The 15,400-nt window shown below is 55.9% G+C and carries 15 protein-coding genes; 13 read left to right on the forward strand and 2 right to left on the reverse strand.

The window, feature by feature from the left end:
* Both LA5095_RS05555 and LA5095_RS05560 read right to left on the reverse strand, forming a co-directional pair.
* Positions 1-501: a tripartite tricarboxylate transporter TctB family protein gene (locus LA5095_RS05555; protein WP_055112902.1), complete on the reverse strand. Its 501-nt coding sequence runs from the start codon at positions 499-501 to the stop codon at positions 1-3.
* A 38-nt stretch (positions 502-539) separates the two neighbouring features.
* Positions 540-1,493, reverse strand: coding sequence for a tripartite tricarboxylate transporter substrate binding protein (locus LA5095_RS05560; protein ID WP_055112904.1), 954 nt, complete (start codon positions 1,491-1,493; stop codon positions 540-542).
* A 244-nt stretch (positions 1,494-1,737) separates the two neighbouring features.
* Between LA5095_RS05560 and LA5095_RS05565 the strand changes: the two genes are divergently transcribed.
* The 13 genes from LA5095_RS05565 (at position 1,738) to LA5095_RS05625 (ending at position 15,397) form a co-directional block, all read left to right on the forward strand.
* On the forward strand, positions 1,738-2,694 hold the full coding sequence (locus tag LA5095_RS05565) for a LysR family transcriptional regulator (protein ID WP_055112906.1): 957 nt from the start codon (positions 1,738-1,740) through the stop codon (positions 2,692-2,694).
* A 223-nt stretch (positions 2,695-2,917) separates the two neighbouring features.
* Positions 2,918-4,081: an acyl-CoA dehydrogenase family protein gene (locus LA5095_RS05570; RefSeq protein ID WP_055112908.1), complete on the forward strand. Its 1,164-nt coding sequence runs from the start codon at positions 2,918-2,920 to the stop codon at positions 4,079-4,081.
* 3 nt (positions 4,082-4,084) lie between these two features.
* The gene (locus LA5095_RS05575; protein ID WP_055112910.1) at positions 4,085-4,879 is read left to right on the forward strand and encodes an enoyl-CoA hydratase; all 795 of its coding nucleotides are present in this window, start codon (positions 4,085-4,087) and stop codon (positions 4,877-4,879) included.
* Between the two features lie 45 nt (positions 4,880-4,924).
* Positions 4,925-6,280 (forward strand): selenium-binding family protein, encoded by a 1,356-nt coding sequence (locus LA5095_RS05580; protein WP_055112911.1) that lies wholly within the window; start codon positions 4,925-4,927, stop codon positions 6,278-6,280.
* Complete coding sequence (locus tag LA5095_RS05585; protein ID WP_055112913.1) at positions 6,277-6,648, forward strand: 2Fe-2S iron-sulfur cluster-binding protein; 372 nt, start codon at positions 6,277-6,279, stop codon at positions 6,646-6,648. Before LA5095_RS05580 ends, LA5095_RS05585 begins: the two co-directional genes overlap by 4 nt.
* Positions 6,645-7,094: a CoA-binding protein gene (locus LA5095_RS05590; RefSeq protein WP_055112915.1), complete on the forward strand. Its 450-nt coding sequence runs from the start codon at positions 6,645-6,647 to the stop codon at positions 7,092-7,094. Before LA5095_RS05585 ends, LA5095_RS05590 begins: the two co-directional genes overlap by 4 nt.
* A gap of 172 nt (positions 7,095-7,266) precedes the next feature.
* The gene (locus LA5095_RS05595; protein WP_055114166.1) at positions 7,267-7,665 is read left to right on the forward strand and encodes a rhodanese-like domain-containing protein; all 399 of its coding nucleotides are present in this window, start codon (positions 7,267-7,269) and stop codon (positions 7,663-7,665) included.
* Between the two features lie 61 nt (positions 7,666-7,726).
* Entirely contained in the window at positions 7,727-8,920 is a 1,194-nt protein-coding gene (bktB, locus tag LA5095_RS05600) for a beta-ketothiolase BktB (RefSeq protein WP_055112918.1), read from the forward strand.
* On the forward strand, positions 8,917-9,966 hold the full coding sequence (locus LA5095_RS05605; protein ID WP_055112920.1) for a 3-hydroxyacyl-CoA dehydrogenase: 1,050 nt from the start codon (positions 8,917-8,919) through the stop codon (positions 9,964-9,966). The genes bktB and LA5095_RS05605 overlap by 4 nt, the downstream gene beginning before the upstream one ends.
* A 280-nt stretch (positions 9,967-10,246) precedes the next feature.
* Positions 10,247-11,260: a TRAP transporter substrate-binding protein gene (locus tag LA5095_RS05610; RefSeq protein WP_055112922.1), complete on the forward strand. Its 1,014-nt coding sequence runs from the start codon at positions 10,247-10,249 to the stop codon at positions 11,258-11,260.
* A gap of 76 nt (positions 11,261-11,336) precedes the next feature.
* On the forward strand, positions 11,337-11,870 hold the full coding sequence (locus LA5095_RS05615; protein ID WP_055112924.1) for a TRAP transporter small permease: 534 nt from the start codon (positions 11,337-11,339) through the stop codon (positions 11,868-11,870).
* The gene (locus LA5095_RS05620) at positions 11,867-13,135 is read left to right on the forward strand and encodes a TRAP transporter large permease (RefSeq protein WP_055112926.1); all 1,269 of its coding nucleotides are present in this window, start codon (positions 11,867-11,869) and stop codon (positions 13,133-13,135) included. The genes LA5095_RS05615 and LA5095_RS05620 overlap by 4 nt, the downstream gene beginning before the upstream one ends.
* A gap of 12 nt (positions 13,136-13,147) precedes the next feature.
* Entirely contained in the window at positions 13,148-15,397 is a 2,250-nt protein-coding gene (locus LA5095_RS05625; protein WP_055112928.1) for a molybdopterin-dependent oxidoreductase, read from the forward strand.
* The last annotated feature ends 3 nt before the right edge of the window (positions 15,398-15,400 follow it).

Consider the following 15,400-nt stretch of genomic DNA (forward strand, 5'->3'; position numbering starts at 1 on the left):
TCAGTTCGCCCGGAAGATGTTGATTGGCCAGGCTTGCATATGAATGCCAAGGCCAAAACGCATGCCGAGATACAACGCCACAACGGCAACGAAAGAAATGACAAGTATTGCTACCGGCTTGCGCCCGCCCAACCCGAACATCAAGGTCAGAACCAGTGCACATGAGGCGGGCAGGTAGCCGATCCAGGGCAAGAGCAGCGTGAACAGGGCAGCACTCAGGGCAACCAGCAGAAGACCGTAGACGAAGCCTGCGGACAGAAGAATGTCATTTGCCCTGAGCGTCTCCCGGTTGGTGTCTGAACGACGTGAAACCAACAGGCTCAGCGCTAGGTCCAGCAATGAAAAACCGCAGATCAAGGCGAGTGCCAGGGCCGGGAGCAAAGTGCCGTTCATTCCGAACAACTCGTTTTGCCCGCGAACCTGGTCTGGCAGGCCCCAAAGGGCGATGCCAGACAACAAGACGAAAACCAGGGCTGCCTTGTTTCGGTTTGTCAGCGACACGTCTTTGCTCCCGGCTCGGTCCGTTCAAGGTCAGGCTGTTAGCTACCGGAACCCTTGATGACGTTTTCCATCGTCGCTGAAATCGTGTCGATCGAGGAAGCTGTTTGATCTGCACCCATTGGAGGAATGCCGACATGCCGTCCCTGGACCAGTTTCTGGAATTCCGGGCTGTTCGCCGCTTCAAGCAATGCGGATTCGAGCTTGGCCTTCACATCTTCGGGCAGTCCCTTCGGTGCAGCGATCACGGAGTTGTAGCTCACTGCCGGATAACCGAGACTTTCCATGGTCGCTGCGTCCGGCGTCGCGTTGAGAGGCTCAGAACCGGAAGCCGCCAGCACGATCATTTCTCCTGACTGCACATATTTGATATGCGGTCCGCCGCTGAGGCCGAAGTCGACATGACCGCCAAGTATGGACTGCATCATGTTCGCGCCGCCCTTGATCGGAAGCGGTATGATCGTGACGCCCGTCGCCTCCGAAATCGCCTTGGCCTGCAAGCGGTCTGCGGGACCGAGAGACCCGAATTTCAATGGCATGCCGGTGGATTTCGCATGTTCGAGCATGGATGGCAGATCGGTCCATGGTTTGTCAGCCAGAGACACGAACGAAGTTTCGAAGCGAGCCATCGTGAGCAGATAATCGTAGTCGTCCTTGGAATAGGTGACTTCGCCCTGGTGAGGATTGAAAGCAAATGTCAGGCTTGTGGCGACCACGACCGTGTAGCCGTCCGGATCTCTTTCCTTGACCGCGGTCGCGGCAATACTGCCACCGGCACCTCCCATGTAACTATGGACGATGGGCTGCCCGAGAGCCTCCGCCAGGGGTTCGGAAAGTTTCCGCGCCATGGCATCGGAAAAGCCTCCCGGTTTGAATCCGATTATCATTTCAATCGGTTTGTTCGGATAATCCTCTGCGAAAACGGCCTGGCCTCCAAGGCTCAGTACGATTGCAGAGATAATTGAAGCACGGCACAACTTGTCGAACATTTTCATTTGCTCCTCCCAGGCAAATAGCGGCGATCCCGATAGTCTCATGCAAGCGAAAACTATACATTGGCATCATTTTTTCTAATTGTTTTCCGATATACATCTCATGCCAAATCGGTATCAGGTATTGAGCATAGCCGGATCAATCATTCGGAAAGCGACCGGAGATCTAAGCTCGACATGCGATGATATTTGATCCTATCCTCTCGCACTTGATAGCAATACAGCATCACTGAAGAGCGGGTTGAATATGAAACTCATTCAGTTGCAATACTTTTGCAGCATCGTCGACCAAGGCGGCTTCATTGCCGCGTCGCGAGACCTGAATGTCGCCCAGCCAGCCCTGAGCAGACAGGTTTCCGACCTTGAAAACGAACTTTGTTGCCAGCTGCTGGTTCGTGGGCCGAGCGGAACCTCGGTGACCGACGCTGGACAGAAGTTCTACAATCACGCGCGGGAAATTCTGGAAAAGATCGACACCGCCAGATCGGACATGCAACTGAAGTCCGAATTGCTTACCGGAGATGTCATCATAGCCCTGCCGGTTGGTCTTGCCGCACAACTTGCAGCTCTCATCGTCCAGCAGGTCGCCCGGCAGTATCCCGGGATATCGGTGAAGCTCGAAGACGGTCTTGGCTATCAGGCAGGCCAGTCTCTTGAAGCGGGCAAGGCAGACTTCGGTATCCTTGCAAACGTGGGAAATCTTCAGAACGTCACATTTGACCCGGTCCTTGAAGAGAATTTGTTCTTCTTCAAAAAACGCGAAGAACACGAACCCGTCACAACCGACATCGACCTCATAGACCTGCAGGCGGTCCCGTTGGTCATGCCGAACCGCAAGGTCCACGTCCGGCGCAATCTTGAAAACATGATGATCAAGATCGGTGGACGGCTCAACATCTGTTACGAACAGCAGTCGCTGCTGACGATAAGAAGCATGGTGAAAGCCGGGATCGGTGCAACCGTCATGAATTGGCCGTCGATGTCGGATCTCTGGTTTTCAGGCGACGTCGATGCCCGCAGGATCTGCAAACCCAGCCTTTCCAGAACGGTGTGCCTTGCTGTTCCCAATTTTCGTCAGCTGTCGAATTCGGCGCAAGTGACCTACGAGATCGTCCGCAAGATACTGGCAAGCGAAGTTGCGAACGGGAATTGGAAAAGCGGCAAGATTCTTGAAAATCGCGCGATGAACGCCGACGGCTTCTAGCGTAATAGCAAGTTTAGATCGGGTGGATCACCAATTGGAATTGGCGCAGTCGTCAGTATTTGGTTAGTTCATCAGACGAAATGCCAATTCATCTCCGGATCTTCTCGGAACGTCGCGTGAATGTATTCAAGATCCGAATGAATTGTAAATCAAATTGGATTAGTGCGCTGCAAAATTCCACCCTAGATTTGCGCCAAATTTGTCGAATACAGGACATCGCCGCATGGCATTGGAATTCCCCAAATCTCCATGGATGAACGAGGAACTGCTTCTTCTTGAGGATGCGTGCCGGCAGTTCTACGAACGCGAATGCGTCCCGCATTATGAGGAATGGGAAGCGCGCGGTGATGTCGGCCGGAAAATTTGGGAAAAGGCAGGCCAGATGGGTCTGCTCGGCGCCGAGGTTCCGGAAGCTTATGGCGGACCGGGCGGAAGTTTCGCCCACGACGCCGTCATTGCCTACCAGGGCAATCTTGCAGGCATCGACGGGTGGGGCGGTGGCCTGCACAACTCCATTGTCATTCCATACATCATCGACTACGGCTCCGAAGAACAGAAGCAAAATCTGTTACCGAAACTGGTCAGTGGAGAGCTGATTGGCGCAATTGCGATGACCGAGCCCGGAGCTGGATCGGATCTGCAGGCGATCAAGACCAGCGCCATCAAGGACGGCAACCACTACAGGATTTCAGGATCAAAGACCTTCATTACGAACGGGGCTCTTGCAAATCTTGTCATTGTCGTCGCGAAAACCGATCCAAAAACGGGCGGCAGGGGAATATCGCTGTTCCTGGTGGAGACTGACACTGTTGAAGGTTTCAGGCGCGGCCGCAACCTGGACAAGCTCGGAATGAAGTCCAACGACACATCCGAAATGTTTTTCGACGACATGCGGGTTCCTGCATCCGCACTCCTGGGCAGCGAAGAGGGCCAGGGGTTTGTGCAGATGATGCAGCAACTTCCCCAGGAGCGTCTTCTTATCGGCGTTTATGCGGTGGCCCGAATGGAGCGCGCGCTCCGTTTGACACTGGATTACGTGTCGGAAAGGTCTGCTTTCGGCAGAAAGATTTCTGAATTTCAGAACACCGAATTCGTTCTTGCGGAATGTGCGTCCGAGGCGACGGTTGCCAAGGTCTTTCTGGATCATTGCATTTCGGAACACCTGGAAGGCCGGTTGTCGACGGAAAAGGCATCGATGGCCAAATACTGGCTGACCGATCTCCAGGCCAGGATCATCGACAGATGTCTCCAGCTTTTCGGCGGTTACGGTGTGATGAGCGAATATCCGATCGAACGCATGTATCGCGACAACAGGATTGAACGCATCTACGCCGGCACCAACGAAATCATGAAAGTCGTGATCGCCCGTGGACTTTTCAGGGACTGAGAGATGTCAGGAGAACACATTCTGTTCGAAACGCGGGTCGGCAGCCTTGCCCGCCTGACGCTCAACCGGCCGGCCGCGCGAAACAGCCTGTCGGTCGCGATGCTCGAACAATTGCATGATGGGATATTGCGTCTCGGAGAAACTCCGGATGTTCACGTCATCATCCTGTCCGGTACCGGGCCTGCATTTTGTGCCGGCCATGATCTCAGGGAACTTACTGCCGCGCGTCTGCAGCCGGACAAGGGGCAGTCCTTTTTTCAGGAAACGATGAGCAAGTGTTCGCAGTTGATGACGGCAATTGTCCATTGTCCCAAACCCGTGATTGCACAGGTACACGGCATCGCGACTGCCGCCGGAGCACAACTGGTGGCCAGTTGCGATCTCGCGGTCGCGGAACGGGGAGCCCGATTTGCGACCCCTGGCGTCAATATCGGGTTGTTCTGCTCGACACCCATGGTGGCGCTGTCTCGCAATGTCTCGCGCAAGGCAGCAATGGAGCTTCTGTTGACTGGTGAAATGATCGAGGCGGACGAGGCAAGACGCATCGGCCTGATAAACCGGATTGCCGAAACCGGATCGCTTGAGGAGGTAACGGAAGACCTGGCTGCCCAGATCGCCTCGAAGGCACCTGCCACGCTCAGGATAGGCAAGGAGGCGTTTTATCGCCAAATTGAAATGCCGCTCACCGAGGCCTACAGTTTTGCTTCGCAAGTGATGACGGTCAACATGATGCTACCGGATGCCGAGGAAGGGATTTCGGCTTTTCTGGAAAAACGCGAAGCGAACTGGCAGCGTTAGTGAATGACGCGGACCATCATAACAAATGGCGGGAGTAATTGACGAATGGCGAAAGCATGTTGCGGACCAGGCTATGCGAGTCCCGCTGAAGCGATGCAGGCCCCACGTGAAAAACTTCTCTATACGATCGCGATTTACACGGGCACCGGCATCCAGAAACCGGACTATCTGTGTACGATCGACGCCGACCCTGAGAGTCCGACCTATTCGCAGGTGATCAGTCGGCTGGAGATGCCCGGCATTGGCGATGAGTTGCACCACATGGGCTGGAACGCCTGCTCTTCTTGCCATGACGATGAAAACATGGAACGCAAGTATCTGATCGTGCCCGGTGTCCGGTCAACAAATCTGCACATCGTCGACTGCGGCACGGATCCGCGCAATCCGACCCTCTTCAAGGTTATCGAAGGGTCCGAGATCAAAGCCACGACCAATCTGTCGGCGCCTCACACCGTGCACTGCCTCGGGTCTGAAATCATTATCTCCATGCTGGGAGATGCCCAGGGCAATGCACCTGGTGGATATCTTCATCTGGACAAGGAATTCAACATCATCGGCCGGTGGGAAAACTCCATGGGCGAGATCAAGTTCGGTTACGATTTCTGGTACCAGCCTCGGCACAATGTGATGGTTTCATCCGAATGGGCCGCCCCAAACACCTTCATGCCGGGATTTGACCTGGAGGAGGTCGGACATCTCAAGTATGGCCGCGAATTGCATTTCTGGGACTTCGAGAAGAAGGAACCAAGGCAAACCATGTATCTCGGGGAAGACGGTCTCATTCCTCTTGAAGTTCGCTTTCACCACAATCCCGACAGCAGCCATGGTTTCGTCGGCGCTGCCCTGTCCGCCAATATCATCCACTGGTGGAAAGACACGGCCGGAGAATGGCAGTGGGAAAAAATCGTCGACGTTGACAACGAGCCGCATCCGGACTGGCCGATCCCGATCCCGGGCGTAATCTCGGTCATTCTTCTATCCATGGACGACCGGTTTCTCTACCTGTGCAACTGGCTCCATGGAGACATAAGGCAATATGACATTTCCGATCCGCACAAGCCGGTTTTGACGGGACAGGTCTGGATGGGCGGATTGCTTGGAAAAGCTCCGGAAGTCAACGGCGTCAAGGTAACCGGTGGTCCGCAGATGATCCAACTCAGTCTGGACGGGAAACGGCTATTTGTGACCACGTCCCTCTTTTCGACCTGGGACAATCAGTTCTACCCGGAGATCCGGACCAATGGCGGTTGCATGCTGATGGTCAATTGCGACACGGAAAACGGAGGGATGGAAATCGATCCGGACTTTGTGGTCGACTTCGGCAAGGAACCGAATGGCCCGAGCCGGTGTCATGAAACGCGCTACCCGGGCGGCGACTGTACAAGTGATATCTGGATATGACCAAGGTCACCGTCACGCTGGCCAACCGGCAAGGCCAGACATTTGAGGTCGATCCTCGCAAAACCCTGCTGGCATCCTTGAGCGAGCAAGGCGTCGACCTGCCATATGGCTGCAAGTATGGCGGATGCATCACCTGCGCCGCCAGACTGATGAGCGGCTCGGTCAATCAATCGGCGCAGGTTGCCTTGAACAACCGCCAGATAAATGACGGCTACATCATCTTGTGTGTTGCACGACCGCTGAGCGACTGTTGCCTCGAGATAGGCGTCGACAGTCATGGCAAACTTTATCGCAATCCCTTCCTCGACCCGTTGGCTGATCATGAATTGAAGGCAGACATTGCGGCGCCCATGAAGGAAAACACATGAACCACGACGAACCCTACACAGAAGCCTACCTTCAGGGGATTCTGAAATCCGTCAAGACGATCGCCATGGTCGGCGCGAGTCCGGACAAGACCAAGTTCAGCTATGGCGTTTTGAGGGTTTTGCACGAAACCGGATATGACATGATCCCGGTGAACCCGCGTGCAGGCCTCACGGAAATCCGGGGCATCCGTGTCTACCCTACACTCCAGTCGATTGACCGTCCTGTGGATATGGTCGAAGTGTTCCGGCGTTCGGAAGACCTTTTGGGAATTGCACGTGATGCCGTCGCCATTGGTGCGAAAGTCCTCTGGGGCCAGATTGGTGTCCGCGACGACGAAGCCGCCAGGCTGGCGGAGGAAGCCGGAATGAAGGTGGTGATGAACCGCTGCCCCAAGATCGAACTGTTCCGCCCGTTCTGGAAGCCGAAACTCCACCTTTCGATTTGAACAATGAGAACGAAGACGGTTGAACTTCATGGCAGCACCAGCGTGGGCACACCTGCTGCTGTCCCGGTGCTGCACCGACCCGGCTGACCCGTCCACCCGGTTGGAGACGCTCTTTCAGCCGCTGTCAAAAAAATTTCGAACACTGCATGTCTGCACGAAGGAGACCAGCGCGATGGCCCAGTCGATTACCGTCGGGATCAAGCACCTGCTCGAAGAGGCCCGGAAAGAAGTTACGACCCTGCCACTTGATGAAGCTGTCCGGCTTTCAGATAGGGATGATCACGTCTTCGTCGATTTGCGGGATATTCGCGAGATCAATCGGACCGGCAAGGTGCCGGGCGCATTTTCCTGTCCGCGCGGCATGCTGGAATTCTGGATCGATCCTGAAAGCCCGTATCACAAGGAGATATTCAATCAGGACAAAACATACGTCTTCTACTGCGCAAGCGGCTGGCGATCGGCACTGAGCGCAAAAACAGCAATGACGATGGGCCTGTCCCCGGTTGCACATGTTGACGGCGGGTTCACTGCCTGGATAGCCGCGAATGGGCCGATTGAAACCATAGACTGACATCGCGCCAGCCGGCGAGCCGGCGGCATGCAACTCAACTTCACTCTCAGAGGGACTTATCGTGCTCGAAAACGTCGTCATAGCATCCGGCGTTCGCACTGCCATTGGTAGCTTCGGAGGCGCCCTGGCAGGTACAACACCTTGCGATCTTGCCCGGGCCGTTGCCGCCGAGGCAATCAGCCGTGCGGGAATAACACCAGATGCGGTTCAGCAGGCCGTTTTCGGCAATGTCATCCACACGGAACCGCGGGACATGTATCTTGCGCGCGTTGCTTCAATCGGTGCAGGCATGCCGGTTACGTCCCCTGCTCTCACGCTGAACCGCTTGTGCGGCAGCGGGTTGCAGGCCGTTGTGACGGCAGCAGAAGCAATTGCGCTCGGCAATGCCGAGGTAGCGCTCGCAGGTGGCGCTGAAAACATGAGCCGTGCCGGACACCTGATCAGCCCGTCCCGCTTTGGACAAAAAATGGGAGACATCTCGGCAACCGACATGATGGTTGGGGCGTTGTCGGATCCGTTCGGCAACGGGCACATGGGCGTCACAGCGGAGAACATTGCCGTCGGCGAACGAATTGACAGAGACACCCAGGATGCACTCGCGCTGCGCAGCCATAAACGGGCCGCCGCAGCGATAGAGGCAGGACATTTCAAAGATCAGATATTGCCGTTCGCTGTGAAAAGGGGCCGAAGGGAAACTGTCTTTGAAATCGACGAACACGTCAGATCCGATATTTCGGCGGAAGACCTCCGGAACCTGCGGCCCGCGTTCGCGCGCGAAGGCAGCGTGACAGCTGGCAACGCATCCGGCATCAATGATGGTGCCGCCGCCCTGGTGCTCGCGTCTCGCGAAGCGTCCGACAGGTTCAAACTGCCGCAACTTGCCTTCATCCGGTCCGCTGCGCTGGGCGGCGTGGCACCCGAGGTAATGGGTCTTGGGCCGGTGCCTGCCGTGACAGAGGCGCTCGACCGCGCCGGTCTGGGCATTGGCGACCTGTCGGTAATCGAATCCAACGAAGCCTTCGCGGCGCAGGCCTGTGCTGTGGCCGAAAAACTCGGGTTCCCGGAAGAGATCACCAACCCGAATGGAGGGGCGATCGCGTTGGGACATCCGGTTGGCGCTTCCGGCGCAATCATTCTGATCAAACTTGTCTTCGAGCTGCGGCGGACCGCGGGCCGCTTCGGTCTTGCCACGATGTGCATCGGCGGAGGTCAGGGCATTGCCGTAATTGTCGAAAACGCGGAGCACTCAGCATGACAAAAATCGAAACCGTTGCGGTTGTTGGTGCCGGAACGATGGGAACGGGTATTGCGCTCTCAGCCCTGCGGACCGGGTTGAACGTCATTCTCGTCGACGCATCACGTCCTGCACTGGAACGGTCTCTATCGAAAATGAAGAGATTCTTCTCGCGACAGGTCGAAAAGGAAAAGATGAGTGCAGATGCGGCATCGCTTGCCCAGGAACGTTGTTTGTTTGCTGAAAACCTGGAAGAAGTCAGCAAGGCCGAACTCTGCATTGAAGCAGTCTTTGAGGATCTCGCGCTGAAACGGCAGGTTTTCAAGGACCTTGAAAGGGCCGTTGGTCCCGATACCACGCTTGCGACAAATACCAGCGCATTGAAGGTAAGTGAAATCGGAGCTGGTCTCGTGGCTCCGGAGCGGCTTTGCGGCATGCATTTCTTTAGCCCTGCGGAGGTCAATCCCGTTGTGGAGGTCGTACGCGGGACGAAGACAGCGGACACGACGATCCTTGCCGTTCTCGATTATCTGAAATCCACCGGCAAGGAACCTATTGAGTGCCGTGACCACGCAGGGTTTGCGCTCAACCGTTTCTTTTGCCCCTATACCAACGAAGCAGCCCGATGCGTTGACGACGGCCTTGGAACCTCGGCCCAGATCGACGAAATCGCCATGGAGGAGTTCGGCGTTGGCATTGGACCGTTTGCGGTCATGAACATCGTCAAGCCGCGGATAAATCTTGCCGCGGTTCGCAACCTTGCCGAACTGGGAGAGTTTTATGCACCCGCAGACAGCTTGCAGAGATTGGGTGATGCCGACGGATACTGGGATATGAGCTCTGCAAACGCACCACTGGACGAAAATACGGTCAGGCGAATTGGAGATCGTTTGAAAGGCGCGGTTTTTCTGGCCGTGCTCGAAGAGCTGGAGGAGCGGGTTGCCACCCCTGAAGCCATAGACAACGGCGCCCGCAAGGCATTCACGTTCGCAAGGGGCCCGGTTGAACTCATGCATCTCTCCGGCGAGCAGGAGGTCCACAGGCTCGTCGAGATGGTCAGGTCATGATCTTGCCGTCAGGCAGCTCCTTGAGGGCCTCTGTCTGCCGATCAAATCGGCAACTTCCCGGCACTTTCCAGGGTGCCGGGGCCGCAATCTTCAATCAGGACCGGGCGGAACAACACATAGCAAAACCGAATGAGTTTTACTGATGATTCTATTCGCTAAATGAGTGACGACGGCTTTACCCTGTCTGGGATACCCGGACTGCGAGCGGTGAATTGCCGATGGCCGAAACTGCAAACCAAAGAGAAAAGTTGGAACGGGTACTGATGTCAGGGAGGACACCATGAAGCAGCTAAACAAAGGTGCGAAAGCTATCCTGGTAGGCGCTATCGTTTCTGCCGGTTTTTTCGCCGGATCCGCCTTTGCGCAAGAGCACACCGCACGACTTTCTTTCCACTGGAGCCCCACTCATCACAGTGCAATACACGCACAGATGTTTGCCGACGAGGTCAACAAACGTGCCGATGGACGTTTGAAGATCGAGGTTTTTCCTTCGGGACAGCTCTTTGGTATTCGCGAACAACTCGGCGCGATTACGTCCGGTGCGGTTGAAATCGGTGGCATTGTGCCAATCGTCAGCTTTCCACCGGTCAACAAGAACTACAACGTTGCCGCCTTTCCCGGCATGTTCAATTCCTATGACCAGCAACGCCGGTTCTTCGCGGAATCCGAAGCAGGACAGGAAATCTGGAATGACATAACCGGAAAGTCGGGCACCACGCTGCTGATGTACAATCCGGTCGGTCCGGTCATGACATTCAGCGGCGCCCACGAACTTGACAGCCTTGAGGCAATGAAAGGGCTGAAGGCACGTGCGCTCATCAAAAGCGAACGGCCAATGTGGGAAGCATACGGAGCCAACACGGTCTCCCTGCCGACCGGCGAAGTCTATACCGCACTTCAGACCGGGATGATCGACACCATCAACAGCCCACCCGGCAGCATCAGGGCCTACAGCTGGTGGGAGTATCTGGGATATGCCCAGCTTCCGTACCAGTATTTTTCTGACGCCTATCTGATGGCAAACACCGAATGGTACAACAGTCTGCCTGCCGACCTGCAGCAATTGCTTCAGGAAGTCGGGGCGGAAGTCGGTGCGATCTCGACCGACAAGATCATTGAAACCGGTGAGGAAACCCTCGCGCAGTTCAAGGAACGCGGCGGCGTCGTGACGGAACTGTCGGGTGAAAAAAAGGCTGAATTCGACGCCTTGATGGCGGCCGAAGTCGTGCCTGCAATGGTTGATCTGATTGACGATTCAGTGCTCGGTGCAGCACAGGAGTTTGTTTCCGAGTAGACTGTTTCTCCCAATGACGGCGACTGTGCCCACACAGTCGCCGTTTGCTTGAAAGTATCATGGACAGGTAGATCGTATGAATGGCCTCTTGCTGGCGCTGCGTCGCGTCAATGGCGTCTTGGCGCGTCTGTCAAACTACTTGGGGATGACTATTGTCGCCATCATGGTGACGGCGCTCACCGCCAGCGCAATAACGCGCTACATATCCGGCACAGGTTACGATTGGCTGATAGAACTGCCCCCTGCCCTTGTGCCCTGGCTGGTGTTTCCGCTTTTGGGCCCTTTGCTGAGATCCGGTGATCATATCAAGGTCGATCTTCTTCCGACCTTTCTTCCGGCACGGAAAACGCTGTATCTGAATTTGTTCTGCTACACGCTCACATTTATCGGCGCTTTGATATTTCTTGTCGCCGGCAACGAGGCCGTGGCCCTGTTCCACAGGCTCGGACAGTTGATGGAACTCGAAATCGAAATTCCCATCTGGTGGATGTATCTCGCCTTCCCGGTTGGCTTTGGCATGCTGGCGCTTTTCGCGCTGGAACTGATCCTTGAGACGCTACGGGCACTGTTTGCCGGCACAAGGGCCGAGACGGCGGGAGAACCCTCATGAACCTGTTGGCAATCGGTTTCTCCACCATCCTCCTGTTCCTCTCGGTTCCGATCTTCATGGTTTTTGGTCTGGGCAGTTCGGCAAGTGCTATCTGGGGATTGAACCTGCCCTGGTCCACTCTCATCCAGGTCGCATTCGGCTCCATGACCAAGCATGTGCTCATTGCCGTTCCCCTGTTCATATTCACGGGTATGGCAATGTTGCGCGGCGGAGCCGCTGCGCGTCTCGTGGGATTTGCGACCGCTCTTGTCGGTCACTGGCCAGGCGGACTTGGAATTGCGATGGTGATCGCAATGGGTTTCTTCGCCGCCTTCTGTGGCTCCATTCTCGCAGCCATTACGGCAGTGGGCACAATAATGATGCCCAAAATGATCGAGCAAGGCTATCCCAAGCCGTTTGTTATTGTGCTGGCTGCCTCCGCAGCTCTGCTGGAGTCCCTCATTCCACCTTCGAACGCGGCAATTCTGTTCAGTGCGCTTACGGATGTTCCCGTCGACCGGACGTTTGCGGCCGGCATGATACCTGGTCTCATTCTCCTTGTGCTCATGTCAGCGGTGGTCATGTGGAAGTGCCGGCACTTGCGAAATCCGGTACGCTCCAGCGGATCCGAAAAGTTGAACGCCTTCTTCGCCTCGATTCCGGCCCTTTTTTCTCCGGTAATCATTCTGGGTGGCATCTATGCCGGGTTGCTGACACCATCTGAATCTGCCGCCATGGCAGGGGTTTGGGCATTGTTCATCGGGTTTTTCGTCTATCGGGAACTCACGATCGGCGGCCTGATGGAGTGCCTCAGACAAACGGCAAAGATTACCGCGGTGATTTTCGCCATCATAGCGATGGCAACCTTCCTGAGTGTCGTTCTGACCTACACTCAGGCGCCGCAGAAGATCATCACCTACTTCACGGAACTCGGTGGAACGCCAATGATGTTCTGGCTCGCAGTAGCCATGATCTGCCTCATCCTGGGAACATTCGTTGAGATCGTCCCTGTCTTTTACCTGACGGTGCCGATCTTCGCTGCCCTTGCATTGTCACTGGGTCTGGACGTTTTGCACCTCTACGTCGTTTTCGTCGCTTTTGCCGGTATCGGCATGATTACGCCGCCGGTTTGTGTCGGAGTTTACACAGCCGCAGGGGTCGTGCGGGAAAGCCCCGAAAAAGCATTCCGGGAGGTGCCCCTGTTCATCCTTGTCGGCATTGTCTTCGGCCTGATCCTGATCTTTCTGCCGGGGTCCGCAACCTGGTTGCCAAGCGTCCTGAATTGAGAGAACAATTCTATGCCCGAGAAGGATATGGCGCTTACCAGCACCCACTGGGGTACCTACCGCGTGGAGGTTTCCGACGGACGGGTCGTTGCCCTGCATCCGTTCGAACGCGATCCTGACCCCTCGCCGATCGGACATGGAATTGCGGCGACGATTGATGATGACAAGAGAATTCGCACTCCCATGGTCCGGCGAGGCTGGCGAAACGGCACGTCGAAATCGGCAGACGGGGAACGAGGACGGGACACTTTCGAAGCGGTAAGTTGGGATGAAGCCGAAAGTCTTGTTGCGGACGAGCTCAATCGCGTACGCCGTACTTTTGGAAACAGCGCTATCTACGGAGGATCTTATGGTTGGGCATCCGCAGGCAGGTTCCACCACGCGCAAAGCCAGATCCATCGGTTCCTGAATTGCATAGGTGGCTATACCCGCTCCGTGAACACCTACAGTTACGCCGCGGCCGAAGTCGCGATCCCTCATGTGCTCGGCGACTTCAAGACCTTTGTGAATTCAACGACCAGCTGGAGTTCAGTGTCTGGAAATACCGAACTGTTTGTCGCGTTTGGCGGTGTGCCGGTCAAGAACGGCCAGATAGACAATGGGGGTGTCGGTGAACATGGTCAGCGCACCGGCATTCTGGAAGCCGCCCGCAACGGCACGTCTTTTGTAAATGTCAGTCCCACGCGGGCATCCATGCCCGCAGAGGTCAATGCCGAATGGCTCGACATTCGCCCATGCACAGACACGGCGCTTATGCTTGCTCTTGCCTATGTCCTGCTGGAAGAGGATTTGGCCGATCGGAAATTTCTGGAACGGTTTACAGTCGGCATTGAAAAAGTTGAGCAGTATCTTCAGGGCCGGATTGACGGTGTCGCCAAAACACCTGATTGGGCAGCCGGCATCTGTCAGATCGCCTCTGAAGACATTCGAAGCCTTGCTCGCAAGATGGCAGCAAAACGTTGCAAGATCTCTGTGAGCTGGTCGCTGACCCGTCAACAATACGGCGAGCAGCCGTTCTGGGCCGGGATAACCGTTGCCGCGATGCTGGGGCAGATCGGATTGCCGGGCGGCGGCATCGGTTTTGGATACAGCGCCACAAACGGGATAGGCGCCCAGTATCAACGCCTGCCTTATGCAAGTCTTCCCCAGGGTGAAAATCCGGTCTCCGGCTTTATTCCTGTCGCGCGCATAGCCGACATGCTTTTGAATCCGGGATCAACCTTCACCTATGACGGAGAAACACACACCTATCCGGACATCCGGCTGGTTTACTGGGCTGGCGGCAATCCGTTTCATCATCACCAGGATCTGAACCGCCTGGACCGGGCGTGGCAGGTGCCTGAAACGATCATAACGCATGACTGGTGCTGGACGTCGACCGCCCGCTTCTCCGACATCGTCCTTCCCTGCACAACACACCTGGAAAGAGCTGATTTGGCCCTGTCTCCGCGCGATGCCTATGTCGTGTCCATGCAACAGGCCATCCAGCCCACGGGGAATGCGCGCGACGACTATTCGATATTTTCCGCAATTGCGCGGAAAATGGGCCTGGAGCTCGAATTCACAGAGGGGAAGACTGCCGAGGAGTGGGTCACATGGATTTATGACAGTTCGCGACAAAGGTTTGCCCGGGCGGGGCTCGAACTCCCCACACTCGACGACTTGAAAAGCGCCGGTTGGCACAAGATTGACATGCCCGACGAGCCAACGGTAATGCTCGAAGCCTTTCGAAAATCGTCCGAAACTGCTCCGCTGAAAACACCTTCGGGTCGTATCGAACTTTTTTCCGAAAAGGTTGCCGCTTTCGGTTATCGCGACTGTCCGGGTCATGCAGCGTGGCTACCGCCGGATGAATGGTTGGGAAGTCCTGATAAGGAACGCTATCCATTGCACCTGATCTGCGTTCAACCCCAAACGAAATTGCATTCGCAGCTTGATCACGGGCCGGTCAGTCAGGCCGCAAAAATTGACGGTTGCGAACCAGTGCATATCTGCCCTGCGGATGCGGCTGCCCGGGGAATATCCAACAGGCAACGCGTAAAGATCTTCAACGAGCGCGGCACATGCAGGGCGGCAGCGGTTCTGGACGATGACATTCGTCCAGGCGTGGTTCAGATCAACACCGGTGCCTGGTATGACCCTGACGAAAACGGGACATGCAAAGGCGGTAACCCGAACGTGCTTACACCCGATATCGGCACGTCCAGTCTTGCACAGGGTCCTTCTGCGCATTCCTGCCTGGTGGAGATTGCTCCCGCATGAACT

Source organism: Roseibium album (assembly GCF_001404515.1).
GTDB lineage: Bacteria > Pseudomonadota > Alphaproteobacteria > Rhizobiales > Stappiaceae > Roseibium > Roseibium album.